General features: G+C 61.1%; 22 protein-coding genes. 8 read left to right on the forward strand and 14 right to left on the reverse strand.

What is annotated here, in order from left to right:
• Nucleotides 1-23: 23 nt before the first annotated feature.
• The 6 genes from LPJGGPFB_RS20095 to LPJGGPFB_RS20120 are packed head-to-tail and all read left to right on the forward strand — an operon-like array spanning nt 24 to nt 7181.
• Nucleotides 24-1013 carry an ABC transporter permease gene (locus LPJGGPFB_RS20095; protein WP_173421690.1) on the forward strand — a complete coding sequence of 330 codons (990 nt, stop codon included), beginning with the start codon at nt 24-26 and terminating at the stop codon, nt 1011-1013.
• A gap of 2 nt (nt 1014-1015) precedes the next feature.
• On the forward strand, nt 1016-2026 hold the full coding sequence (locus LPJGGPFB_RS20100; RefSeq protein ID WP_173421691.1) for a sugar-binding transcriptional regulator: 1011 nt from the start codon (nt 1016-1018) through the stop codon (nt 2024-2026).
• Nucleotides 2023-3018, forward strand: a complete 996-nt coding sequence (locus LPJGGPFB_RS20105) for an aldo/keto reductase (protein ID WP_173421692.1) — start codon at nt 2023-2025, stop codon at nt 3016-3018. Before LPJGGPFB_RS20100 ends, LPJGGPFB_RS20105 begins: the two co-directional genes overlap by 4 nt.
• A 12-nt stretch (nt 3019-3030) precedes the next feature.
• Complete coding sequence (locus LPJGGPFB_RS20110; RefSeq protein WP_173421693.1) at nt 3031-4779, forward strand: glycerol-3-phosphate dehydrogenase/oxidase; 1749 nt, start codon at nt 3031-3033, stop codon at nt 4777-4779.
• Nucleotides 4752-5594 (forward strand): class I fructose-bisphosphate aldolase, encoded by an 843-nt coding sequence (locus LPJGGPFB_RS20115; protein WP_427858278.1) that lies wholly within the window; start codon nt 4752-4754, stop codon nt 5592-5594. Before LPJGGPFB_RS20110 ends, LPJGGPFB_RS20115 begins: the two co-directional genes overlap by 28 nt.
• A gap of 54 nt (nt 5595-5648) precedes the next feature.
• Nucleotides 5649-7181 (forward strand): FGGY-family carbohydrate kinase, encoded by a 1533-nt coding sequence (locus tag LPJGGPFB_RS20120; RefSeq protein ID WP_173421694.1) that lies wholly within the window; start codon nt 5649-5651, stop codon nt 7179-7181.
• A 159-nt stretch (nt 7182-7340) separates the two neighbouring features.
• Here the strand turns inward: LPJGGPFB_RS20120 and LPJGGPFB_RS20125 are convergent, their stop codons facing one another.
• The 7 genes from LPJGGPFB_RS20125 to alr all read right to left on the reverse strand — a co-directional run bounded on the left by LPJGGPFB_RS20125 (nt 7341) and on the right by alr (nt 15527).
• Entirely contained in the window at nt 7341-7979 is a 639-nt protein-coding gene (locus tag LPJGGPFB_RS20125; RefSeq protein ID WP_173421695.1) for an outer membrane protein, read from the reverse strand.
• Between the two features lie 222 nt (nt 7980-8201).
• Complete coding sequence (locus LPJGGPFB_RS20130) at nt 8202-9539, reverse strand: ATP-binding protein (RefSeq protein WP_173421696.1); 1338 nt, start codon at nt 9537-9539, stop codon at nt 8202-8204.
• A complete protein-coding gene (locus LPJGGPFB_RS20135; protein ID WP_173421697.1) occupies nt 9536-10210 on the reverse strand; it encodes a response regulator transcription factor in 675 nt (224 codons plus the stop codon). The genes LPJGGPFB_RS20130 and LPJGGPFB_RS20135 overlap by 4 nt, the downstream gene beginning before the upstream one ends.
• A 364-nt stretch (nt 10211-10574) precedes the next feature.
• On the reverse strand, nt 10575-11201 hold the full coding sequence (locus LPJGGPFB_RS20140) for a class I SAM-dependent methyltransferase (RefSeq protein WP_173421698.1): 627 nt from the start codon (nt 11199-11201) through the stop codon (nt 10575-10577).
• A 368-nt stretch (nt 11202-11569) separates the two neighbouring features.
• Entirely contained in the window at nt 11570-12175 is a 606-nt protein-coding gene (locus tag LPJGGPFB_RS20145; protein ID WP_173421699.1) for a nucleoside deaminase, read from the reverse strand.
• Between the two features lie 85 nt (nt 12176-12260).
• On the reverse strand, nt 12261-13748 hold the full coding sequence (locus LPJGGPFB_RS20150; protein WP_173422253.1) for a nucleobase:cation symporter-2 family protein: 1488 nt from the start codon (nt 13746-13748) through the stop codon (nt 12261-12263).
• 642 nt (nt 13749-14390) lie between these two features.
• Complete coding sequence (alr, locus tag LPJGGPFB_RS20155; protein ID WP_173421700.1) at nt 14391-15527, reverse strand: alanine racemase; 1137 nt, start codon at nt 15525-15527, stop codon at nt 14391-14393.
• A gap of 446 nt (nt 15528-15973) precedes the next feature.
• On the opposite strand from alr, the gene LPJGGPFB_RS20160 reads away from it, so the two are divergent.
• The gene (locus LPJGGPFB_RS20160; protein ID WP_173421701.1) at nt 15974-16648 is read left to right on the forward strand and encodes a dimethylsulfonioproprionate lyase family protein; all 675 of its coding nucleotides are present in this window, start codon (nt 15974-15976) and stop codon (nt 16646-16648) included.
• Between the two features lie 154 nt (nt 16649-16802).
• Here the strand turns inward: LPJGGPFB_RS20160 and LPJGGPFB_RS20165 are convergent, their stop codons facing one another.
• From LPJGGPFB_RS20165 to LPJGGPFB_RS20190, 6 genes are all read right to left on the reverse strand, one after another.
• On the reverse strand, nt 16803-17864 hold the full coding sequence (locus LPJGGPFB_RS20165; protein WP_345791053.1) for an ornithine cyclodeaminase: 1062 nt from the start codon (nt 17862-17864) through the stop codon (nt 16803-16805).
• A gap of 76 nt (nt 17865-17940) precedes the next feature.
• Nucleotides 17941-19635, reverse strand: coding sequence for a M20/M25/M40 family metallo-hydrolase (locus tag LPJGGPFB_RS20170; RefSeq protein ID WP_173421702.1), 1695 nt, complete (start codon nt 19633-19635; stop codon nt 17941-17943).
• A gap of 16 nt (nt 19636-19651) precedes the next feature.
• Nucleotides 19652-20416: an amino acid ABC transporter ATP-binding protein gene (locus tag LPJGGPFB_RS20175; RefSeq protein ID WP_282438137.1), complete on the reverse strand. Its 765-nt coding sequence runs from the start codon at nt 20414-20416 to the stop codon at nt 19652-19654.
• Nucleotides 20413-21069, reverse strand: coding sequence for an amino acid ABC transporter permease (locus LPJGGPFB_RS20180; protein ID WP_173421703.1), 657 nt, complete (start codon nt 21067-21069; stop codon nt 20413-20415). Before LPJGGPFB_RS20180 ends, LPJGGPFB_RS20175 begins: the two co-directional genes overlap by 4 nt.
• Nucleotides 21066-21728 carry an amino acid ABC transporter permease gene (locus LPJGGPFB_RS20185; RefSeq protein WP_173421704.1) on the reverse strand — a complete coding sequence of 221 codons (663 nt, stop codon included), beginning with the start codon at nt 21726-21728 and terminating at the stop codon, nt 21066-21068. The genes LPJGGPFB_RS20180 and LPJGGPFB_RS20185 overlap by 4 nt, the downstream gene beginning before the upstream one ends.
• A gap of 197 nt (nt 21729-21925) precedes the next feature.
• Entirely contained in the window at nt 21926-22699 is a 774-nt protein-coding gene (locus LPJGGPFB_RS20190; RefSeq protein ID WP_173421705.1) for a transporter substrate-binding domain-containing protein, read from the reverse strand.
• Between the two features lie 241 nt (nt 22700-22940).
• On the opposite strand from LPJGGPFB_RS20190, the gene LPJGGPFB_RS33615 reads away from it, so the two are divergent.
• Nucleotides 22941-23354, forward strand: coding sequence for an AsnC family transcriptional regulator (locus tag LPJGGPFB_RS33615; protein ID WP_173421706.1), 414 nt, complete (start codon nt 22941-22943; stop codon nt 23352-23354).
• 93 nt (nt 23355-23447) lie between these two features.
• Here the strand turns inward: LPJGGPFB_RS33615 and LPJGGPFB_RS20200 are convergent, their stop codons facing one another.
• Nucleotides 23448-23714 (reverse strand): DUF2277 domain-containing protein, encoded by a 267-nt coding sequence (locus tag LPJGGPFB_RS20200; RefSeq protein WP_173421707.1) that lies wholly within the window; start codon nt 23712-23714, stop codon nt 23448-23450.
• Nucleotides 23715-23734: the final 20 nt, after the last annotated feature.

Consider the following 23734-nt stretch of genomic DNA (forward strand, 5'->3'; position numbering starts at 1 on the left):
GCAGAGTGAATGGGGAGGTGGAAATGGCAGTCGATACGGTGGTTGCAACGCAGGTGCGGGTTCCGGCCTGGCGGCGCATCGGCACGATGCGCGAGGCAGGGCTGATCGCCATCATTCTCGCGCTCGGCATCATCATGAGCTTCGCCTCGCCGCACTTCCTCACCTTCGGCAACATGCGCGCGATGCTGATGAGCTTCTCGGTCGAGGGTATCGTCGTTGTCGGCATGACGATCCTGTTGATCGTCGGCGGCATCGACCTTGCTGTCGGATCGGTCGTCTGCTTTGCCATGGTGCTTGCCGGCTCGCTGTTCCTTGCCGGCGTCGACCCATGGACCGCTTCGCTCTGCGGGATCCTCGCAAGCAGCCTCATCGGCGCCATCATGGGCTTCTTCGTCACCGTGGTCGGGCTCAACCATTTCATCACTTCGCTTGCGGCAATGGTGATCGTGCGCGGCCTTTGCCTTGTCATCACCAAGGGCACTCCGCTGTCGCTGTTCACTCTGCCGGCATCTTTCAAGGCGGTCGGCCAGGGCACCTTCAACGGCATCCCCTATGTCATTCTGATCTTCGTCGCCGTCGTCGTCCTGTTCGACTTCCTGCTGCGCCGGGCGACCGCCTTTCGCAAGGTGTTCTATACCGGCAGCAACGAGAAGGCGGCGCTCTATTCCGGCATCAAGACCAAGCATGTGAAGTTCTGGGTGACCGTGCTCTGCTCGACGCTCGCCGGTGTCGCCGGCGTCATCTACATGTCGCGCTTCGGCGCGGCCACGCCAACCTTCGGCGTCGGCATGGAACTCAACATCATCGCTGCAGCCGTCATCGGCGGGGCGTCGCTCAACGGCGGATCGGGTACGATCTTCGGCGCAATTCTCGGTATGGCTCTGTTGTCCGTCGTCACCAGTTCGCTGATCCTGCTCGACGTCTCGGTCTATTGGCAGGATATGATCAAGGGCTGCATTCTGCTCGCCGCCGTTTCCATCGACCATTTCCTGCATAAGCGGAAGGCCAGCTGACCATGCCGATCGCCAATTCCAATCAGAACATCATCTCCAGCGCCCGCGAGGAACTCGTCGTCGCCCGGCAGATGCACCAGGCGCTGGTGCTGCACTTCCTCGAAGGCCTGACCCAGTCGCAGATTGCCGAACGGCTCGGCATTTCCCAGCCGACGGTCAACCGTCTGATCAAGCGCGGCCGCCAGCTCGGCCTCGTCGAAATCAAGATCAAGTCGCCGATCGAGCCGCTCGTCGACATGGAAGAGCAATTGCTGGCGCTCGGCGGTATCAGCCGCGCCGTCGTCGTCCCGACCGTGTCGGACAATCAGCAGACGGCGCTGCAGGCTGTGGGTGAAGCCGCCGCCCGTCTGCTGATGGAAGAGATCGCCGACGGCGACACCATCTGCATCACCGGCGGCAAGGGCGTCAGCGCCGTCGTTGCGGGCCTGCATCCGTCGCGGCGTCTCGACGTCGAGGTGATCCCGGCGACGGGCTGTGTCCAGGGCAAGCACTATACCGACGTCAACCACGTCTCGACGCTGATGGCGGACCGGCTCGGCGGCAGGTCCTACCAGATCCATGCGCCGCTCTTTGCCGATAGCGCGGCCGAGCGCGCCATGCTTATCAACATGCGCTCCGTGGCGGATGTCTTCAAACGGGCGAGGGAAGCCAAGGTCGCGATCGTCGGCATCGGTTCGATCCTTTCCGACGATTCGAGCTACTACGACCTGCACCCGTCCTCGAGCACCGACCGCGCCGCGATCCAGCGCTCGGGCGCAAGCTGCGAACTGCTGGCGCACCTGCTCGATGACCAGGGCCGGGTCTGCGACTACAGCCTCAACCGCTCGCTGGTTTCGCTCACCCTCGACGAGTTCGCTTCGATACCGACGAAGATCGGGGTTGCGAGCGGGCCGAACAAGGCCGGTCCCATTCTCAGCGTCCTGCGCGGCAGGCATCTCGATACACTCGTGACCGACGAGGCGACCGGCGAGCGCATCCTTGCCATGGCAAGCGAAAAGGGACTTTCGGCATGAGCAGTGAACAGTTGACGCGCGAGATCGGCCGCTCCGGTGTCAAGGCATCCGCCGTCGGGCTCGGCACCTGGGCGATCGGTGGCTGGATGTGGGGCGGAACGGATGAGGCCGAGTCTATTGCCGCCATCCAGGCCTCGCTCGATGCCGGCGTGACCCTGATCGATACGGCGCCCGCCTATGGCCTCGGGCGCTCCGAGGAAATCGTCGGCAAGGCGCTCGCCGGCCGCCGCGACAAGGCTGTCATCGCCACCAAATGCGGCCTCGTCTGGCACACGACGAAAGGTAAGCATTTCTTCGACCAGGACGGCAAGCCGGTTCATCGCTACCTCGGCCGCGACGCCATCATGCACGAGGTGGAACAGAGCCTGAAGCGGCTCGGGACCGACTATATCGATCTCTACATCACCCATTGGCAGGACCCGACGACGCCGATCGAAGAGACAGTGCGCGCACTCGAGGACCTGAAAAATGCTGGCAAGATCCGCGCGATCGGCGCCAGCAATGTCGACCGGTCCGAGCTGGAGGCCTACATCGCCACCGGCCGCCTCGATGCGATCCAGGAGCGCTTCAGCATGATGGACCGCGAGATCGAGGCGGAGCTCCTGCCGCTGACCACGAAAAACGGCGTCGCGACCCTCAGCTATTCCTCGCTCGCCCTGGGTCTCCTGTCCGGCACCGTCGGTCCGGACCGGATGTTTTCAGGCGACGATCAGCGCCGCGACAATCCGCGCTTCTCGGTCGGCAACCGCGAAAAGGCGACGGCCTTTGCCGGTGCGATCCGCCCGATTGCCGAAAAGCATGGAGCCAGCATCGCGCAGACGGTCATTGCCTGGACGCTCGCCCAGCCCGGCGTCACGTTTGCGCTCTGCGGCGCACGCAATCCGGCGCAGGCGCTCGACAATGCCCGGGCCGGCACGATCCGGCTCGACGGCCCGGATCTCGCGGCGATCGACGAAGCGATAGCGGCGAAACTCGCCCACATGGATAGGTAACGGACCGCCATCATGAACCGAGAAGAGATCTTTGACGGGCTCCGCCAGAGCCCGAAGGTGGACGTCTGCGTGCTGGGCGGCGGCATCAACGGCCTCAGCGTCTTTCGCGAGCTGGCGCTGCAGGGCGTCAATGTCGTGCTCGTCGAGAAACACGATTTCTGTTCCGGTGCCAGCGCCGCACTCTCGCGCATGGTTCATGGCGGATTGCGCTATCTCGAAAACGGTGAATTCAGCCTGGTGCGGGAATCGCTCGTCGAGCGCGACCGGCTGCTGCGCAACGCGCCGCATTATGTCGGTCCGTTGCCGACGACGGTTCCCGTCTTTGATGTGTTCTCCGGCCTTGCCAACGGCGCCGTCCGGTTTCTCGGACTGTCCCGTCGGCCGAGCCGCCGCGGTGCTATCGTCATCAAGGCGGGGCTCGCGATCTACGATTTCCTGACGCGCAAGCGCGCCTTGATGCCCCGCCACGAATTTCGCGGACGGCGCTCGACGCTGACGAGGTGGCCGGCGCTCAATCCTGCAATCAAGAATTCCGCCACTTACTACGACGCCTGGGTCAGCCAGCCCGAGCGCCTCGGCATCGAACTGCTCGAGGACGGACTGTCTGCCGGCATTCACGCACGGGCCGTCAATTATGCCAAACTCGAACTGACCACCCCGGGACGCTACGTGATTAAGGACACGGTCGGCGGCACGGAGATTTCGATCGATCCGGGCCTGATCGTCAACGCGACAGGCGGCTGGATCGACATCGCCAATCAGGGCCTGTTTTCCGAGGCTGCCCGTCCGGCACCCCTGATGGGCGGCACCAAGGGCTCGCACCTGATCATCGACAACGACGATCTGACGCGCGCGCTCGATGGTCACATGATCTACTACGAGAACGAGGACGGGCGCATCTGCATCCTATTTCCCTATCTCGGCAAGGTCCTGGTCGGCTCCACCGACATTCGCGTCGACGATCCCGAAACCGTGCGCTGCGAGACGGCGGAACGGGACTATATCCTGCAGTCGCTCGCCTTCGTGCTGCCGACGATCAAGGTTAGAACCGAAGATATTGTTTTCCAGTTCTCAGGTGTGCGGCCGCTGCCGGCGAGCAAGGACAATTTTACCGGCCGCATTCCGCGCGATCACTATTGCACCTTCGTCGGGACCGCCGATGCCGGGCCGCCGGTCTTGTGCATGATCGGTGGCAAATGGACGACCTTCCGCTCATTCGGCGAACTGGCGGCCGATCTGGTGCTGGAGCGATTGGCCAGACCTCGGCAGATCACAACGGCCGATCGGGCAATCGGCGGCGGCCGAAATTTTCCAGCCGATCGCGAGGCCTGGATTGCGCGGGTCGCCGCGGCAACGGCGCTTTCGCCAGCGCGTGTCGAAACGCTGTTCGAACGCTACGGCACGGACGCCGAGCGCGTCGCGGACTTCATTGCGGCAGGTCCTGATGCGCCGCTTCCGCACCCCGGTTACTCGGACCGCGAAATCCAGCTGCTGATGCGCAGTGAAAAGGTCGAGCATCTCGACGACTTGCTGCTACGTCGCACGACGCTGGCAATCACTGGCGAACTCTCTCTCGAGATGGCGGACGCCGTGCTCGCACTGCTGGCCGCCGAAAAGCACTGGCCCGTGGCCCGCCAAGCGCAGGAGCGCACCCGTTTTCTCACCCTTCTCCTCGAACGCCATGGCGTCGACGAAGACATGCTTTCCGCACGGAACGAACAAAGGAGTGCATTATGCGAAACAACCGCAAGGTCCGGATGAACCGTCTCTTTGGCGCAGGACGCTGCCTGGACGTGGCCATCGACCATGGCGTCTGCAACGAACCGTCCTTCCTCGACGGCCTTGAGAATATGGAGGCCGTCGTCAAGGCGCTGGTCGATGCCAGGCCCGACGCAATCCAGATGAATTACGGCCAGGCTGATCTGCTTCAGGATATTCCCGGCAAGGACAAGCCTGCCTTGGTCATGCGCATCGACATGGGCAATCCCTACAACCGCATTCGCCACCGCGACATGTGGGCGGTGTTGCAGAACGAGGCCGAACCGCTGATCGGCGCGCTGGAGATGGATGCGGCCTGCGTGGTCGTCAACCTGTTCATGCTTCCGGACGAGCCGGACCTCTTCCGCCAGTGCGTCGCCAACATTTCCCGCGTGCGCGCCGATTGCGAAAAATACGGCATGCCGCTGATGATCGAGCCGCTTGTGATGCAGCCGGTGACCGAGCGCGGCGGCTACATGGTCGATGGCGATGCGGAGAAAATCGTCACGCTGACAAGGCTTGCCCGCGAAATGGGTGCCGACATCGTCAAGGCCGATCCGACAACCAACGCGGAAGATTTCCACCGGGTGGTCGAGGCGGCGCGCTGCCCGGTTCTGGTGCGTGGCGGCGGCAAGGAAGACCTGCGCGCCGTGTTCGACAAGTCCGCGGCCTTGATGCGACAGGGCGCTGTCGGCATGGTCTACGGGCGAAACATCTACCAGCATGCAAACCCGAGCGCCGTCGTCCGGGGCTTGATGGCGATCGTGCACGACGACGCCGATGGCGAAGCCGCCTTCGCATTGTATCAGCAGGGTTGATCTCGGCCAGGCTGGTATAAGGACGACGATCCGAACCTTGGGAGGGGTTCTTCAATGGCAGACTATCTTCTGGGACTCGACGCCGGAAACACCGTGATCAAGGCGGTGATCTTCGACCTTGAGGGCAATGAGATCGCGGCGGCTGCGCAGGAGGGGCACAGCCGGGTGCCGCGGCCCGGGCATGTCGAGCGGGGGCTCGAGGAACTGTGGACCCATGCCCGGGCAGTCATCCGCCAATGCGTCGAGCGGGCCGGCATCAGCGCCGAGGAAATCGTCACGATCGGTTGTGCGGGCCATGGCAACGGCCTTTACGCGCTCGATCAAGGCGGCGAACCGCTTCTCGGCATCCAGTCGCTCGACACCCGCGCCGGTGGGCTGGTCGAGGAATGGAAGGCTCAAGGGGTCGGCGACCGGACCTACGCCATCGGCCGGCAACGCCCCTGGCCGTCACAGACGCCAACCCTGCTCGCCTGGCTCAAGCGCTACCAACCGGAGACCTTCGGCAGGATAGGTACGGTGTTCCTGTGCAAGGATTTCATCGTCAACCGCCTGACCGGCAAACGGGTCAGCGATGTCTCTGATATGACCGGTTGCGGTCTCCTGAATGTCGTCAACCGGCGCTACGATCGTGATCTGATGGCCGCCTTCGATCTCGGCGAGGCAACCGGCCTGTTGCCGGATCTTGCCGAAAGTGCCGATGTTGTCGGCACCGTGACGCCGGAGGCGGCGGCGCAGACAGGGCTGGCCGCTGGCACGCCGGTGGTCGGCGGTCTCTTCGATGTCATCGCTTCGGCCGTCGGCTCAGGCGTTACCCGCACTGGCGCTGCCTCGATCATCGCGGGGACATGGAGCATCAATCAGGTCATCATCGACGGCCCCGACCTTTCCGGTCCGGTCTTCATGTCCTCCACCTTCGATCGCAGCCGCTATATGGCGATCGAATCGAGCGCGACCTCGGCGGCCAATCTCGAATGGCTGGTGCGCGAGTTCTTCGCAGAAAGCGGCATCGAAGACGGGCGATCGCCATACGATGTCTGCTGCGCGCTTGCAGCCGATATCGAGCCGGCCGCCAACGACCCGATCTATCATCCTTTCCTGTATGGCGCGCAGCAGGACGGCAATGCCCGTGCCGGGTTCTACGGCGTCGCCGGTTGGCACACGAAAGGCCATCTCGTTCGCGCGGTTCTCGAAGGTGTGGCCTTCGGCCATCGCCAGCATATCGCCACCATGCGTTCGGCAGGCGCGACCTTCGACGAAGCGGTGCTTTCGGGCGGTGGGTCGCGCAGCCTGATCTGGCCGCAGATCTTTGCCGACGTGCTCGGGGTTCCGGTGTCGGTCGCCCGCTCGCGCGAGACCGGCGCGCTGGGGGCCGCAATCGCCGCCGGCACGGGGGCAGGCATCTTTGCTGATTTCTCGGAAGGTGCCGCAGCGATGGTGAAGACGGAACGTCACTACCGCCCGAACGCCGCCATGGCGCGGCATTACACGCGACGCTACGAGCTTTATCGGGATATTGCCGACGCAATGGCGCCAATCTGGCGGCGGCTTTCGAACGCCGAAGTCGAGGTCTCGGAGGCTGCGGCTTAGGCACGGAGGGACGGGCGGGCAACCTTGCCGCCGTTCGCGCGGAAGGTCGAAACGTGAAGGCGAGGGCCGCGCCGGCCGTCGCCTTGGTCGTTCCATTTCGATCTGAGCGCCGCCGCCTTGGGAGGAATGGGCAACGGCGCAGGGATCACGTGAGAAACATCAGAAGCGCATGTTTACGCCGGCCTTGATGACATGGCTGTTGATGTCCTTCTCGCTCGATCCGAAGGCCGTGTTGGTGCGCACATCAGGGGTGGTGATGTAGTTGTATTCGATTTTTGCCGACAGGCCGCCGGCAAAGGCCTGTTCGACGCCGGCGCCGAGCAGATAGCCGCCCTTGAAACCGACATCGTTCTGAACGCCGCCATCCTTCTTGTAGCTGGTCATGGCATAACCGGCGGTGCCGTAAACAAGCGTCTGATCGAACGACAGGCCGGCCTTCGCCTTGATCGCGCCGCGCCATTTCTCCTTGAGTTTGCCGCCGCTGACATTGTGTTCCGTATCGCCGAGATAGGAGCCTTCGATTTCAGCGCCGACGATGCCCGGACCCATCTGCATGTTGTAGCCAGCCTGAGCACCGAAGGCGACGCCGTTGCGGTCGGCAAAAGGATTGGGGCTGCCGGTAAAGCCGAGACCGCCATGTGCGCCGACATAGGCACCACTCCAGTTGAAGGCGGGCGGATCCTGGTAGGAGGACGCCGGTTCCGGCGAATAGGGGTCGGCGGCCCGTGCCTGTTGCATACCGGCTGTTGCCAGGAAGGCGATACCGAGCCAGAGGGAAAGTTTGTAATGCTGCTGCATGGCGTTGCTCCGTGGATTGGACATGGCGCCGGAATGGCGCTCTCATCTCCGCTCGCTGTTTCGCGCCGGTCTGGCGCGATCATCGATGCTGGAAGATGTGCGCATTTGTGCGCCGCGCGGATTGCATCAACATTGCAAATATCGAGTAAAGTGCTGATTTCATTATTAATAACCTGTTATCCTCTGTGGCGAAGCCAAGGCAAGCCGACGCTCGCGCCCGTCTCACGCGGCCGGTAGGATCATCCGGAAGCAGGCGCCACCAGTCTGCGCGCAGACCACCGATATGTGCCCCTTGTGGCGGCTGACGATCTCGCTGACGAGATGGAGCCCAAGGCCCGCGCCGTGGTCGCGGGGTTGCAGCCGGTGAAATGGCTCGAAGATCTGTTCCCTCTCGCTTTCGGGAATGCCGGGACCTGCGTCGCTAACCTCGATGATACCGCCACGTTCGACGTGAATGGAAATCAGCCCGCCCGCATGCTCGATCGCGTTGCGCACCAGATTGGTGACGGCACGCTCCAAAGCGCCGGCGTCTCCGCGCGTGCTGACCTGTTCGGGTCCGTGGGTAAAGGAGATGTCGCAGCCGGCCGACAGTGCGAGAGGGGCGAGGTCGGCAGCCACATCGCGGCAGAGTGTGACTAGGTCGATTGGGGCGAAGTGAGCGCTGTCGCGATCGATGCGCTCCAGGTCGAGCAATTGCTCGGCGAGCCCGGCAATACGGGCGGTGTCAACCAGCAGGCGGCTGCGCAGCGGGCCGAAGTCCATGCCCTCAAGACGCGTCTGCAGAATTGCGACCGGTGTCCTGAGCTCGTGGGCGGCATCCATGATGAAGCGCTGGCGTCGTTCGTAACCTTCGTCCAATCGCTGCAGCGCGCCGTTGACCGCTTCCACGAGCGGGCGCACTTCACCGGGAACGCGACCATCGGGTAGGCGGGCGCCGCGACGGTCGACATCGATGCTCTTGGCATGGTCGGCGACCTCGGCAAGGCTCGCAAAGGCACGGCGCACGATGATCGGAATGGCGAAGGCAGGGATGAGAACGAGGATCAGAACGATCGGCAGCAGCAGCAGGTTCGTCAGGAAAAACACGGCGAACGAGGCGCTCCACAGGCGTCCGCCACCGGTCAGGACGGTATACGTACCGCTCTCGGTCTGAACCACCCGGGCGATGGCCGAGAGCATGTAAGGCGCCATACCGTCCCGGACATCGGCAAATGTCACGCGATCGAGATGTTCGCCGATGCTGCGATAGGCGTCGGGCACCGGTCCGCTTTGAACCGTCTCGCCGCGATCGTTGCGCACGACGAACCAGAAGCCCGGCGTCTCGGCGCGCATGGCGCGCAACTCGGGCGTGTCTTTCAGTTTAAGCTTCTGGTCCGGGCCAACCTCGACTGAGCTGGCGGCGAGCGATGCCGAACCGGCGTCGAGGATCATGCCGCCGAGATCGGCCCTGATCAAAAGGGCCATGAAGCCGGCAATGACGGCCACGAGCAGAAGCACCTGAAATGTCAGGATATGCCAGATCAGCCGCTTCTTCAGCGAGTGGTTGGTGCTCGTGGTCACGACAATGTCCTCAGCAGATATCCAACCCCGCGAATGCCGTGGATTTCAACGCCGGAACCCGATTCCAGCAGCTTCCTGCGCAGCCGCGAAACATGTGCGTCGAGCGAATTGGACTGGATCTCGTCGTCGTATCCGTAGACCGACTCCTCCAGTGTCGAACGTTGCACGGTTCTGCCCTGCCGCCGCACCAACGCCTCCAGCACAAGCAGTTCGCGGCGGGGAAGCTCCAGGACGCGGCCGTCGATGCGGGCTTCCCGACCATCGAAATCGAAGACAAGGTTGCCGATGCGTGCAGTCATCGGTGCGATATCGGGCGCACGGCGCATCAACGCGCGAAGCCTTGCCAGCAACTCCTCGACGGCGAAGGGTTTGGCGAGATAATCGTCAGCGCCCATGTCCAGTCCCCTGATCCGCTCGTCGACGCTGCCACGTGCCGTCAGCACGATCACCGGAATGCCCGACTTCAGCGCACGAACACGCGGAATGAGCGTCAATCCGTCGCCGTCGGGCAGTTGCCGATCGAGAATGATCGCGTCGTGGACCTGATTGGCCATCGCGGCGATGGCGTGATCGAGCGACGGCGCGTGGTCAAGGATCATGTCATACCGACCAAGGGCGACGCCGAGCGCGGCAGCCATCTCGGGCTCGTCCTCTACAAGGAGTAGGCGCATGCATCGATTCTCCAATGTGTCTGTGCGACGGCGGCACATTTGATTGAGGAGCATTGCCGCAAGGTTGCGGCTGGTGCGCAGATCGAGTGCACACTCCCCAATGGAAACGCAATGCAATCGCAGCCGTCGTCATTGGCGGTTGCGATATTCGATGGCCGGTGGACGTGGCATGGATAAAATGAGACCAAAAGGCGGCGGTATATCGCGGCCATCGCAACGTCGGCGACGAGTTTTGTTTGGTCGCAGCACTGAACGAATTCGCCGCGATGTTTTTTGCCACGCGCTCCAACAGGCTCTTCGGCGCACATCCCTGGAGAATGCGCCGACAGAGAGGATCAGTTATACGGTCATGCGATCCTCGAACCTACGTGGCTCGGTTCTTGAAAAGAGCCGTCACTCGTCGCGGGTTCCAGTCGATCGCTTCAAAGCCGGCGTCCAGTAGGACATCGAGGCTCCTGACCTTGACCTGGAAGCGGTCGGCATATTGCTCGGTCTCGAAAAGCGAACCGTCTGCAGTCCCGGGCTTGGAGTAAAATGTCAGTTCTCCGTCACTCGACCAGAGCCCGAACCGGTTTGTCTGGGGCTTGCCGCCGAAATTGTTACGGTCGCAGCAGTCCGCTTCCAGGCCCTCCGGCTCAAAGGCGTGGTACTCCAGGCCCTTCGAACGACTGTATGCACCCAGTTCGCCGACATTGGCGCCGCAATCGATAAAAGCGCCTTGGAGTGGTTCCGATATGTGATGAAGCAGATAGGATTCCGCCAGTTGGTTCACGCGGGCGCTGATACCGCGCTTATAGAGCCAGAGCCGGTCGCGGCGGCAAATACGCAGCTTGTCGTTTCCGTCCATGACCGTCATCGTATTGTCGTTGCTATGCATCGCGATGCGATGGCGGTAGCCCTTCAATACGCTGGTGCCGTTTGTAAATTGGACAAACTGCCGGTTTGGCAGGCCCTCAATCATAGATTGACGCACGCGTTTCAGTATCTTCATCTAGCCATCGCCCCCACGATGCAGTCTGTCTAGGATGCCCTTGCGAGATGTCCCCAAAAGAGTTGAGTGATTCCAGCCGATTGTAGCTTCGACGCGTTGTGCCGATTTTGTAGGTTGCGTCAATGTGGCTTTGCAGAAGAAATGCTCGTATTGGTTGATATCCGCAACTTTCTGCGGGAGCATGCAAGGTCTGGCCGCAATGATTGCGAGGGCTGCCTGGCCCGCGACCGTACGACCAACCGGCCGCAGCGCAAGGGTTGCGTGTCATGGAATTCGGTGTAGCCCACCAAGAGCTACACCGAACGCTTCCGTCAGCCCGTCAGCAGCGGTTTCCATCAAAACCGACGCAAAACGGGGAGGGCGGGGCCTTAGTTCAGGGGGATTGCATTTTCGCCCTTGCCGGCTTGATAGACAGCAGAGAGGTCGTCGTACTTCCGGCCGATTGCGGAGGCTCTTTCTTTCAGATCGGAGCGCTGCGGCTCGGGCAATTGATCGATCAGGCCCCCGATCGACTGGCCATTCCAGAACGAGTTCGACCGATTGTACCCCCCTGGCTCCAAGGTGAAGACCTCCTTCAGGATCTTCAGATCGTGCGGAATGGAAAACGCATCCCGGGAATCCTCGTGGCTGAAGAAATAGAAGAAGTTGTCGAACCCTGCCCAGGTGATCGCCGAAAGGCACATTGAGCACGGCTCATGGGTCGACAGGAAAATGAGGTCTTTTGAGTCCGGTCGCTCGGAACCTGTCATCTCATAAAAGCGCTTCAGGGTGTGAACTTCGCCGTGCCACAGGGGATTTTCAGTCTCGTTGTTGGTTTCGACAAGGACCGTGGAAAGGTCCGATTTGCGCAGGAGTGCCGCTCCGAAGATCTTGTTGCCGGCGGCAACGCCGGCCTCCGTGGCGGGAATGATACCCTCCTCCATGGCGGTGAGCAGGGCGTCGAGCAGACGTGCGGGTTCGATTTGTTCTGACATTCTTCTTCTCCTTGAAATGTCGGGAATGAAACTGATCCGGACCAAAGCTTGGAGCTCGGTCCGGAAGGTGTTTTCAAAGCGCTGCTCAGTGAGCGCCTTCAGGAATCATCGGTATTTCGATGCCTTTTTCGTCGTAAAGCTTGCCGTTGAGGAAGTAGTCGCCGTCGCGAAGCCGGACGATGTCCTTGTAGCGGATCGTTCGTTCCGTGCCCGCCACGAACACTGACTGCTGGTCGGCATTGCCCGTTTTGAAATGGTTGAACAGCAAGTTGAGAACGATCGCCATCAAGGCAGCGGAACTGATCCCGGAATGAAAGATCGTTGCAACCCAGGTGGGGAAATGTTCGTAAAATCCCGGTGACGCGATGGGGATCATGCCGAAGCCGATCGACGTCGCGACGATGATCAAATTCATGTTGTTGTGGTAGTCGACCTTGGAGAGCGTGCGGATGCCGCTTGCTGCGACCGTGCCGAAAAGGACGATGCCGGCTCCACCGAGAACGGAACTTGGCACCGCTGCAACAACGCGTCCCATCACCGGGAGAAGGCCGAGGACGACGAGGAAAACACCGCCTGTCGCGACCACGTAGCGGCTCTTGACGCCGGTTACGGCGACAAGCCCGACGTTCTGGGCAAAGGCGCTCTGCGTGAACGACCCGAACACCGGCGCGAGAATGCTCGACAGCATATCGGCTCGAAGGCCATCGCCCAGGCGGCGCGAATCGACCTTGGTTTCGACGATTTCGCCAACGGCGAGAATGTCGGCCGATGTCTCGACGAGCGTCACGATGATGACGATCAGCATGGAGACGATGGCGGCGATCTCAAAGGTCGGATAGCCGAAATGAAATATCGCTGGCAAGGCGAAGAGGGGGCCGTTTGCCACTTGCGAAAAGTCGGTCATGCCAGCGGCATAGGCGATGCCTGTGCCGATCACGAGCGCAAGCAGGATGGAGAGCCTCGAGACGGATGCGCTTCCGAGCTTGCTGAGCAACAGAACGATGGCGAGCGTCGTGGCGGCCAGCTGAATGTTCGCCGGGCTTCCGAAATCGGGTGAGGTGTTGTTGCCACCCATCGCCCAGAATGCCGCGACCGGCATCAGCGTCAGCCCAATGGTGGTGATGACGATCCCGGTGACAAGGGGAGGGAAAAACCGGGTAATCCTTGAGAACACAGGCGTAATCAATAGCCCGATCAAGGAAGCTGCGATAACTGCGCCCAGAATGGAGGGGATTCCTCCGTTGCCGGAAATTGCGACCATTGTCGCAACTCCTGAGAACGAAACGCCCTGCACAAGAGGCAGCCGGCTCCCGAAGAATGGCAATCCCAGTGTTTGCAGGATCGTGGCGAGACCGCCGGCAAAAAGCGAGGCAGTCACCAGAAGGCCGACGTCACCTGGGCTAAGCCCCGCTGCCTGACCGACAATAAGGGGCACGGCGACGATGCCGCCATACATCGTCAGAACGTGCTGCAGTCCATATGCGATATTGGCGCCGATGCTGAGTTTTTCGTCTTCCGGGCGCCTGCTTGATGCACTTCCCTCTTTTATAATTGCCAAGGTAAACTCCTCCATACCTTTGCTGACGTTGCGCTTCGAGTTGAACCCCATTTCAATCAGACACTTCGACATAGCCATCGGGGCAAAGGCTCATGCCGCAGCATGGGCTCATGCCCGATGCAGAGATCGGTGCCGATTGTCGTTGCTGGAACGCGCACGAGAGATGCCTCTTCGTGCAACAGAGGCGGGGCTCCCCGACGGATTTTCAGGCGTGCTTGCCGGGGCATCGTGACAGGCGTCACACGAACGTGTGTTCCGGCAGGTAACGCGGTGAAAGCCATAGACTAACCCGCCATCGGGCGGGGTTTTCCCGTTGCCGTCAAAGCAAAAAATATTACGAAAGGGGAGATCGGTCTCCATGCCCCACCAGCTCCATAGTTGAACTGACCGTTGGCCAGTTTCGCTAGGACCCTGTTCCAGGAGGTGCGAACTCCGGATCGTCATCAACGTGCGTTGAACGGGGCGACCACGCGCCAAAGTAAAACACGATGGAAAGGGGACCTTTGCGTCGCTGCGAAGCAACGACGCATTCTTCCTTGGCGCTTCGCCAATTCGGCAACCGCGTTTTCAGCGATGGCACGTCTTCGGCACGCCTGCTGTAATCCGATGATGCCGATCACCACAAGCCTCTCGATGGGCCGGCTGGGGACGCAATGGTCAGACGTATCTCCGGCCATAGCGGCTTCCGAGACCGGTCAGGATCTCATAGGAAATGGTGCCGGCATCGCGCGCCACGTCTTCGAGCGTCTGGTTCGGGCCGAGGATTTCCACCAGCGTGCCAAGCCTTAGCTGGCCTTCCGGCAATGCGGAGATGTCAACCGTGATGCTGTCCATCGACACGCGTCCCACGATCGGAAGCCGATTTCCGTCGCAATAGACCGCGCCCTTGCCGCTCAGGCTGCGCGGAAGGCCATCGGCGTAGCCTGCGGCAATGGTGGCAAGGCGGGTTTCCGCCGTCGTCACATGGCCGCCGCTGTAGCCGACGCTTGCGCCGGCGGGGACGTTGCGTGTCTGCACCACCGCGACGTCGAGCCGCACAACTGCTTCCATGGGGTTTTGTATGCCGGCCGTCGGCGCGCCACCGTACAGCGCGATGCCGGGGCGGACGAGCGCGCAGTGATAGGCGTCGCCGAGGAAGATGCCGCCAGAGTTGGCTACGCAGATGTCGAAGCCGGGGAACTCCGCCGCGATGCGGCTCATCTCGGCAAGCTGGGCATTGTTCTGGGCGCTTTCGACGTCGTCGGCGCAGGCAAGGTGGCTCATGATGAAGAGGAGTTCAATGAAGCCGGCATCCTGCAGTGCTTCGGCAAGGGCCAACCGTTCGTTCGGCGGAACGCCGAGGCGAGACATGCCGGTGTCGAATTGCACCACGGTTCTCAGACGGCTGTTGAGGCTTTGACCAGCCCTGGACCAGTGCTGGAGCTGTTCCAGCGAATTGACCACCGGAACGATGCCGGCTTGGGCGCAGGCGCGCTCGTTACCGGGCTGCAGGCCGTTCAGCACGAAGATGTCCGCGTCCAGCGGCAAGCAAGGTCTAAGGCGGAGAGCCTCGCCAAACTGGGCAACGAAGAAGTGGCGGCAGCCATGCGCATAAAGCTTCATGGCCACCTGCTCGGCGCCAAGGCCATAGGCATCGGCCTTGACGACCGCCGCAGTGCGGGCCGGTGCCGCGGCGGTCGCCAGCTTCTCATAGTTGCGGGCGAGAGCGGCAAGATCCACGGTCAGATAACCTGGCATGCCTTCAGTACCCGGCGATCGGTGACAGGGCTGCCGATCCAAAATTGTAATGTCCATTTCCGTCTCCCAGTTGACGGAAGCCTATTGAAATAATCGTCAAATTGTTTGCCAATGATTGGTCAAAAATTGTGATTTTGCGGAACTATTAAAATAAAGCGTGAAAATTCTGAATAATTGCGCATGGCGGATTGACTGTGGGCGACGACGGTATTCCACGGTCGCCACCGCTTGATTTGTGCAGGAGAATGCCCGTCTGGCAGTGAACATCAGGTTGTGGCAAACAGCCGAACCGAGCACGATGCATTGGTCTAGACGTGACTTGGCCAAAGGCGCGGGAGCCATCGGACGAAGAGTTCGAGCGCTCTGTGTGAAACTATCGTCTTGGCGCCGGAGAGCCTGCCGAAGGACTTCTGGCGGGCAGGGAAAATGTGCAATGAACGAAGTGTGTTGCGACACATTTTGGTAGCAGCTATGGAGTTCGCACCGTTCATAGGGAACACAACATGACGACACGTGCGACCCTTCCCGCGGTCGACTGCGATCCTTCACCGGAAGGACACGGGCCGATCTCGGTTTGGGGACATCGGCCCATCGCATTGCAGCGACTGATCAATGCAGCGGGCAACCTTCTGTTTGCTCACGATGTCCCGTCCATGGCGCGCTACACCGCAGGCAAGATCTTCCACGATCTTTCCAAGCCGTCGTCAATGTTCGGCGTCGCCCGCAACACCTTGCCAGCCTCGGGATATCTGACGGAAGCCCTGGCTGTGGCAGTCAAGGCGGGCGGACCTATCGCAGACCTTGGAAAAGCCATCGCGGAAATCGCGCCAGACCTTCGCTGGTACCGATCGAGAACGGGGCCTTTCGCAAGCATCAATTTCGTACGGGGTCATGCACATGCGCTGATGGTGGGACCTGGCGGCATGGAGGAGCGTGACGACGTCCATATCGGCGCGACGATCATGGCGCCCTATAGCCGCTTTCCGGATCACCGCAAGAAACATCCGACCGTCTTTCTCGCATTGTCACGCGCCGAAGTGCGCCTCAACGACGACGATTGGTCCGTTCGCTCGCCGGGTGGCATATTCTTCAGCGACGAGGGCAACGACCTCGCCATGCGCTGTACCGGAAACCCGCTCCTCTTGTTCTGGTGCCAACGGGTTCGGTCCCAATCCTAGTCCACTGCGGCGATGGAATTCCTCGTCTTCCCCGGATCGCCGCCGGGGGACTTCCAGCGGTGTCGTGGCAGAGTGGGAGATCGCCCCCGTATCACGCCACAGCGCGGCTGGCTCTGCTGTCTGGCCTCCGCGAGCAGGGATGTGAAAGACGATGCTACGCCTCGCCCAGCTTCGCCTCACAACGCAGCAGCATGCCGTAGAGATCACGAGGCTCGTCCGGATCGGCGAGCAGATCGAGATCGACATAAAGCCCGGTCTCCTGAAGCTTGCTGCGCACGTAGCGCAGCGCCGAAAAATCCTCGATGGCAAAACCGACGCTATCGAACAGCGTAATCGTCCGCTCGGACTGACGGCCTTCACGCTTGCCGGCGATCACTTCCCAGAGTTCCTTCACCGGATAGTCTGCGTCGAGCTGCTGGATTTCGCCCTCGATGCGGGTTTGCGGCGGATATTCGACGAAGATATCTGAGCGCAGCAGGATATCCTTGTGCAGCTCGGTCTTGCCGGGGCAATCCCCGCCGACGGCGTTGATATGCACGCCCGGACCCACCATGTTGTCGGACAGGATCGTGGCATACTGCTTGTCAGCCGTGACTGTCGTGATGATGTCGGCTCCTTCGACCGCTTCCTGGGAAGAGCTGCACGACTTGATCGCAAAGCCATTGCCGGCGAGATTTCGGGCGCAGCGCTCGGTTGCGCTCGGGTCGATATCGAAGAGCCGAAGCTCGCTGACGCCGACAATCGCCTTGAAGGCAAGCGCCTGGAACTCGCTCTGAGCGCCGTTGCCGATGATCGCCATGGTCTTTGCGTTCGCGCGAGCAAGGTGTTTGGCGGCGACTGCCGACATCGCTGCCGTGCGAAGTGCTGTCAGGATGGTCATTTCCGAGAGAAGCATGGGGTAGCCATTGCCAACATCCGAGAGCACGCCGAAGGCGGTGACTGTCTGGCGCCCTTCCTTCGTGTTTTTCGGGTGACCGTTGACATATTTGAAGCCGTAGAGCGTGCCGTCACTTGTCGGCATCAGCTCGATGACGCCCTCCTTGGAGTGCGACGCGATACGCGGCGTCTTGTCGAACTGTTCCCACCGGCGGAAATCGTCCTCGATCACTGCGGCGAGTTCTGTGAGAAAGGTCTCGATCCCGACCTTCAGCACCAGTCTCATCATATGGTCCACACTGACGAACGGTACGATGTTCAGATTTGAATGAGCAGTCACGGTGTTCAATCCTTTTGGTTCAGACACTCGGCTTGAGGATACGAGGAATGGGTCCCACGCGCACCCATTGGCGGCATCAATTCCCTTGGCTGTTGTCGGCGAGGAATGTTCTGGCGATTTCGGAAACGAGATCCGGCAGGACCTCGAAGGCATAGGGTTCATGCACGCGCTCGAACTTCTGGTGGAACTCGCGGCCCCAGGGACCGAGATTGACCGCCGGGAAGCGCAGCGCATTCTCCGGCGGTCGATCGATCAACCGCGAGATCGGCGTGTTGTCCGAAACCACCTGACTGCCGCTCGCCGTCAAGCCCAGGAAACTCATGTCGGAGATACCCTGGAAATGCGGCTTCCAGACCAGGCTGCGGTCCGGATCGTTGCCGAGACCCACACGCGCCTTTTCGATGGCCTGATGCAGGGCGCGGTCATTCGGTTCGTCGAGCCGCAGGTGGCTGGAGGGATAGTGAAGCCCGGCGAAGCCGATGACAATGGCAGGGCCGGACAATCGGGCGATCCCGACCAGCCACTCCGTCAGTTGCCGCGTGAAGACCAGCGGATTGTCGATAGCGCCGAGCGACGTTTCCTGGGCCGCGTAAAGAGCGTCGAAGCCCTCGCCGCGAACTTGTTTAGCCAAGGCGCGCAATTCCTTGAAGGTCAAAAGACGCGGCCTGCCCGGCGTGGCGCCTGCGCTTCTGCCGGCGAGCCTGCCATATTCCGCGGATTGCGAAGCGAAGCGATCCACCGCTTCGGTTGCGCCGGTTAGCACTTCCTGTCTGAATCGGGTGAACAAGTCGTCCGCTGGCATGGCGTGATACAGCCAATTGAACGCGATCCAGAAGCGCTCCGGTGTTGTGACCTCATAGCCATCGCGCAGATCCTTGGCCTCCAGGCAGATCGGCGGGGGTGAAATATCGTTCTCGTCGCGATCGGCCAGCGAGGCATTGCCTTCGAGACGCGCCAGAATTCCGGCGGCCATGGCCTGCGCGCTGACGCCTTCGAACGGATAGCTTGCGTGAGAGCTGCAGCCGATCACCAGCGCGAAAGGCAGAAGTTTGCCGATCGTGCCGGCATAGACGGCGCGGCCTTCGCTGCCGTCGCCCTGATCCGACGTCACATCCAGGTTGATGCCGGCCGCAATCTCGATGTCCAATGTTGACGTGAGGTTCGGCAACGCGTCGCGCAGCGAGCGCATGCCGCGACTTTCACGCTCTTCATCGGGCGTGGCGACCAGCATCAGATTGCCCTGCCGATCGGGGTCCGCCGCGAAGTTTTCAAGGCAGGCGATCGCAACCGCGATGCCGCTCTTCATGTCGAGCAGACCGCGGCCGGGCAGGAAGTCACCGCTCAGCAGATCCTGCAACGCCCGTTCCTCCTGTTCGGAACGGTCATCCCGTGCCGAGAGGGTGTCGATCAAGGCTTCCTTCAGCCGAAGGCTATCGCACGCCAGCGGCTTGAGTTCGTGATAGTTATCGGTCGAGACCGTATCGAAGTGCCCCGCCATGACCAGCGTGCGCTTGCCGGTGCCACGAACGAGCGCCACGACATTGCGGGTGAGGGGCTCTCCATGGCTTTCCACCAGGCGAAGATCTTCGGGGTGCGTGCGAAAATAGGCAAGCTCGCTCAGAAGCTCGTGCAACTGATCGGCAAATCCGGCTTCGCCGGGAGTACCGGTTTCGCTCGGCCATGAGGTAATGCGCAGGGCAAGTTCCCGGGCGCGATTGCTGTCGATCCGGGTTCCTGTTCGGGAAACATGTTGTTGTTGTGGGTTCGTCATCCTGTTTCTCCGTCGTTCAATTCGAAAGGTGCTTGCGAAGGAAAGCGCGCGTGCGCTCTTCCAGCGGGTCGGAAAGAACCTGCGTGGGTTCTCCCTGTTCGATCACCACGCCAGCATCCATGAACATCACGTGATCGGACACTTCGGCGGCAAACCGCATCTCGTGCGTCACGATCAGCATGGTCATGTGTTCGGCGGCAAGCTGCTTCATGACCTGGTTCACTTCCTCGACCAGTTCGGGGTCGAGCGCCGAGGTCGCCTCGTCGAACAGCATGACCTTCGGCTGCATTGCGAGCGCGCGGGCGATGGCGACACGCTGTTTCTGACCACCCGAGAGCCGTGCGGGGTAAGCATTTCCTTTTTCCGACAGCCCGACCTTGGCAAGGAGTGCGTTGGCCCGGTCAAGGGCTTCGGCCTTGGTCAGACCCTTGAGCCGCATAGGCCCGATCGTGATGTTCTGCAGGACGGTCAGGTGCGGAAACAGATTGAACTGTTGGAACACCATGCCCATTTCCCGGCGGATATGGTTGATGTGGTTCTCGAAAGCGCGCCCCTTCAACGGTCGGTTGACCTGATGGCCGTCAAGCCAGATCTCGCCGCTGGATGTTTCCTCCAGCATGTTGATGGATCTCAGCAACGTGCTTTTGCCCGAACCGCTCGGGCCGATGATGGAAACGATCTTGCCACGCGCGACACTGAGGTCGATCCCTCTGAGCACTTCGTGACTGCCGTAGGATTTGCGGATTTGCCGCAGTTCGACCATGGGAGTTTGTGTCGTCATCGGATTTCCTCCGCTTTCCGGGCGGCAATGCCCAACAGGAATTCCATCGCCAGATTGACGACGTAATAGAGAAGCGCTGCGGTGAAGTAGAATTCAAAGGGGCGGTAGGTCTCGCTGATCGCACGCTGCGCGTTCAGGACCAGTTCGGCGATGCCAAGGACCGAGAGGACGGCCGTGTCCTTCAGGAGAATGATGCTGTTGTTGCCGACTTGGGGCAGCGCCGTCACGATGGCCTGCGGCATGATGAAGAGGCGCTGGGTGGCGCCGCGGCTGAATCCCAATGATCGGGCGGCTTCGGCCTGCCCGGGATCGACCGCCTGCAGCGATGCGCGGAAGATATCCGCGTTGTAGGCGGCGTAGTGCAGGCCAAGTCCAACCACCCCGGTCCAGAAGGCAGGAAGCATGACGCCCACCTGTGATAGGCCGTAGTAGAGCAGGTAGAGTTGTAGCAGCAGTGGCGTGCCCAGGAAAAGGAAGCTGATGCCGCGCACCGGCAGGCTTGCGAACTTTGGCCCGTAGAGTGTTGTGGTGGCGATGGCAATGCCGAGCAGGATGCTGACGGAACCAGCCAGTACGGTGATGAAAATCGTCCAGAGCAGACCGGTGAACAGGAGCTGCGAGTAGGACGGAACGACGCCGAAATCGAGTGTCATGCTGCGACCCTCCTGTCGGCATCGAAAAGCTTTTCAGCGCCGCGCACGATCAGTGAAATCACGGCGACGATGGCAATGTAGGCAGCGCCTGCAACGGCAAAAACCTCGAACGGCTTGTAGGTGGACGTGACGAAACGCTGTGCCGAGTAGGTCAGCTCGACGACGCCGATGGTCGACACAAGCGCGGTGCTCTTCGACAGAATAACCGTGTTGACGCCCAGCGACCGAATGATCAGCGGCGCTGCCTGCGGCAGAATGAAGAGCCGCATGGTATCGAAGCGGCCGAACCCGATCGAACGCGACGCTTCGCCCTGTCCCTTGTCGACGGAGATGATGGCACCCTTGATGCCCTCCGACATGTAGGCGCCGATGTTGAGTCCCATGGTCAGCACACCGGCCATGAACGGCGTCAGATCCAGTCTGAACTGCGGACCGCCGAAAAAGACGATAAAGAGCTGTACCAACAGGGGGGTGCCACGCATGACGCTGACATAGGCCGTCGCAAGCCAGCGTATCGGCCTCATTCTGGAGAAGCGTCCTGCCGCCACTGCCGTGGCGACGACAAGTCCGATCGCCAGCGAGCAGGCCGTAAGGCCGATCGTCAACAGCGACGCTTCCATTATATGGGGCAACAATCGCCCGATCAGTTGAATATCCATTCCAGCCTCTAAGGACGCTCTAGGCTCGCGGGCGATGCGTCGCCTTGTTCGGGCCGCGCGAAACGGCACCCTGAGGTGACCTGCCCTGGAGCTGCCAATCTCGACGGATCCGGCGGCCTGACATCCAGAGGCCGAACACGGTCATTCCCTATGAAGGATCGCGGGCCGGGACACATCTCGTGTCCCGGCCGAGCCCGTCAGCGGATGTCCTGGCCGATCCACTTTTTCGAAATGGCTTCGTAGGTGCCGTCGGCCATCATGTCGTCCAGTGCCTTCTGCATGGCAGCGGCGAGCGCCGGATTGTCTTTGCGGATTGCGATGCCGATGTCGTAGCGGGGAAGCTTGTCGTCCTTGACCTGTTCGATCGGCGCATCACTCTTGGCGATCGCTACGAACACGGGAACGTCGTCGGCAACGATGGCATCGACGCGGCCTGCGCCAAGGTCGAGAAGCATTTCGGGAAGACCCTTGTAGGTGCGGATCTCGAATGTGTTCTGGTCGCGCGTCCATTTTTCAGCGGCTTCGCCGAGTGTGACACCGATCGTCTTGCCCTTCAGTTCGTCAACGCTGGCGACGCCGGCGCCCTTGCGAACGAAGACGGCAAGGCCGGAACGGTAGTAGGGGCCGACGAAGTCGACGGCCTTCTTGCGCTCTTCGGTGATGCTCATGGAACCAATGATCGTGTCATAGCGACCGGTGACGAGCCCGGCGATGATGCCGTCCCACGCCGTTGTCACGATGTTCGGCTCGACCTTCAGCCGGCGGGCGATCTCGGAGCCTATATCGGCGTCGAAGCCGACGACCTTGTTGCTTTCGTCCACGAAGCTGAAGGGTGGGAACACGCCTGAGAGAGCAACCGACAACTTGCCGGTCTCCTCGATCTTCTGGAGATCATCAGCCTGTGCAGAGGTGAGCGGCATGCAGATCGCGGCAGCGACCATCACGGCAGAAAGAACGCGGTGCAATTTCATCTGTATCATCTCCCAATTCGACCCGACATCACGGATCATCGCGTGGTTTACGACGCCAATTCCAAAGGCATGGATCGATCGACAGGCCGGGCTATCTTGTCTGGTCCCGCTTTATTCCGGCTGTTCTGTTTCGATGAGGGATTCGTATTGCGGTTGGGGGAAACAAAAAAGAAGACAAAGTGCTTGAATTTTCCTATTTCTGCCGAAATAGTAGCAGGAATGATGAAATAGGAAGTAATCGGTGGACGATCTTGATAGACGGCTCATTGCAGAGCTGCGCATCAACGGCAGAGCTTCGGTGCCGCAACTGGCGCAACTTCTCGGCGTCGCGCGCGCAACGGCACAGAAGAGGCTTGATCGCCTTGTCACCGAAGGCGTGATCAAGGGCTTCACGGTCCGCCTGAAGGATGACATCAGCAAGGATCTGATCAGGGCCTTCATCCTGATCATGATAGACGGCTCGCCACGCCCCGCAGTATCGGCCGTAAAGCGCCTTCCAGGGGTGGCTGCCGTGTCCAACACCAACGGGGTCTGGGACATAATCGCGGAGATCGAGGTTTCGACGATGTCGGAGCTGAACGAGCTCATCTCAACGGTTCGGGCAATCGATGGCGTCTCGAAAAGCGAAACCTTTATCATGCTCGGGCCGGCGTGAGCGGCTACGGCTTCGCCCGTCTGCACGAGGACCTCGTGGAGAAAGATTTGCCTCAGGCAGACTGGTGCACCACCATTGAGCAATGGCCGCCTGTCAGGCGAACCGGGCTGCCATTCGGGTGCGTGCCTTGCTTGCTTCTTCTTCGCGGTTGCGCGGGGGGTGGGACGTCTCAAGCGTGACGAGCAATTTCCGGGCGCAGGCTGCGATCGAAATGACCGCTTGCTCGAAGGCCGCTTGATTGCGTTTGGACGGTTTGGTCGTTCCGCTCAGCTTGCGCACGAACTGCACCGCGGCGTCGTGGATCTCCTCGTCAGTCGCAGGCGGATCGAAATTGAACAGGGGTTTTATGTTTCGGCACATGACTGGCTCCCGCGCCTCTA

Source organism: Ensifer adhaerens (assembly GCF_013283195.1).
GTDB lineage: Bacteria > Pseudomonadota > Alphaproteobacteria > Rhizobiales > Rhizobiaceae > Ensifer > Ensifer adhaerens_G.

Coding starts and splice junctions, on each gene's coding strand:
- LPJGGPFB_RS20115 (WP_427858278.1), top strand. CDS start 4,752: ATGCGAAACAACCGCAAGGTCCGGATGAACCGTCTCTTTGGCGCAGGA.
- LPJGGPFB_RS20175 (WP_282438137.1), bottom strand. CDS start 20,416: ATGACGACACAAACTCCCATGGTCGAACTGCGGCAAATCCGCAAATCC.
- LPJGGPFB_RS20135 (WP_173421697.1), bottom strand. CDS start 10,210: ATGCGCCTACTCCTTGTAGAGGACGAGCCCGAGATGGCTGCCGCGCTC.
- LPJGGPFB_RS20095 (WP_173421690.1), top strand. CDS start 24: ATGGCAGTCGATACGGTGGTTGCAACGCAGGTGCGGGTTCCGGCCTGG.
- LPJGGPFB_RS20110 (WP_173421693.1), top strand. CDS start 3,031: ATGAACCGAGAAGAGATCTTTGACGGGCTCCGCCAGAGCCCGAAGGTG.
- LPJGGPFB_RS20190 (WP_173421705.1), bottom strand. CDS start 22,699: ATGAAATTGCACCGCGTTCTTTCTGCCGTGATGGTCGCTGCCGCGATC.
- LPJGGPFB_RS20145 (WP_173421699.1), bottom strand. CDS start 12,175: ATGTCAGAACAAATCGAACCCGCACGTCTGCTCGACGCCCTGCTCACC.
- LPJGGPFB_RS20100 (WP_173421691.1), top strand. CDS start 1,016: ATGCCGATCGCCAATTCCAATCAGAACATCATCTCCAGCGCCCGCGAG.
- alr (WP_173421700.1), bottom strand. CDS start 15,527: ATGGACATTACAATTTTGGATCGGCAGCCCTGTCACCGATCGCCGGGT.
- LPJGGPFB_RS20150 (WP_173422253.1), bottom strand. CDS start 13,748: ATGGAGGAGTTTACCTTGGCAATTATAAAAGAGGGAAGTGCATCAAGC.
- LPJGGPFB_RS20125 (WP_173421695.1), bottom strand. CDS start 7,979: ATGCAGCAGCATTACAAACTTTCCCTCTGGCTCGGTATCGCCTTCCTG.
- LPJGGPFB_RS20140 (WP_173421698.1), bottom strand. CDS start 11,201: ATGAAGATACTGAAACGCGTGCGTCAATCTATGATTGAGGGCCTGCCA.
- LPJGGPFB_RS20120 (WP_173421694.1), top strand. CDS start 5,649: ATGGCAGACTATCTTCTGGGACTCGACGCCGGAAACACCGTGATCAAG.
- LPJGGPFB_RS20200 (WP_173421707.1), bottom strand. CDS start 23,714: ATGTGCCGAAACATAAAACCCCTGTTCAATTTCGATCCGCCTGCGACT.
- LPJGGPFB_RS20170 (WP_173421702.1), bottom strand. CDS start 19,635: ATGACGAACCCACAACAACAACATGTTTCCCGAACAGGAACCCGGATC.
- LPJGGPFB_RS20105 (WP_173421692.1), top strand. CDS start 2,023: ATGAGCAGTGAACAGTTGACGCGCGAGATCGGCCGCTCCGGTGTCAAG.
- LPJGGPFB_RS20185 (WP_173421704.1), bottom strand. CDS start 21,728: ATGGATATTCAACTGATCGGGCGATTGTTGCCCCATATAATGGAAGCG.
- LPJGGPFB_RS20180 (WP_173421703.1), bottom strand. CDS start 21,069: ATGACACTCGATTTCGGCGTCGTTCCGTCCTACTCGCAGCTCCTGTTC.
- LPJGGPFB_RS20160 (WP_173421701.1), top strand. CDS start 15,974: ATGACGACACGTGCGACCCTTCCCGCGGTCGACTGCGATCCTTCACCG.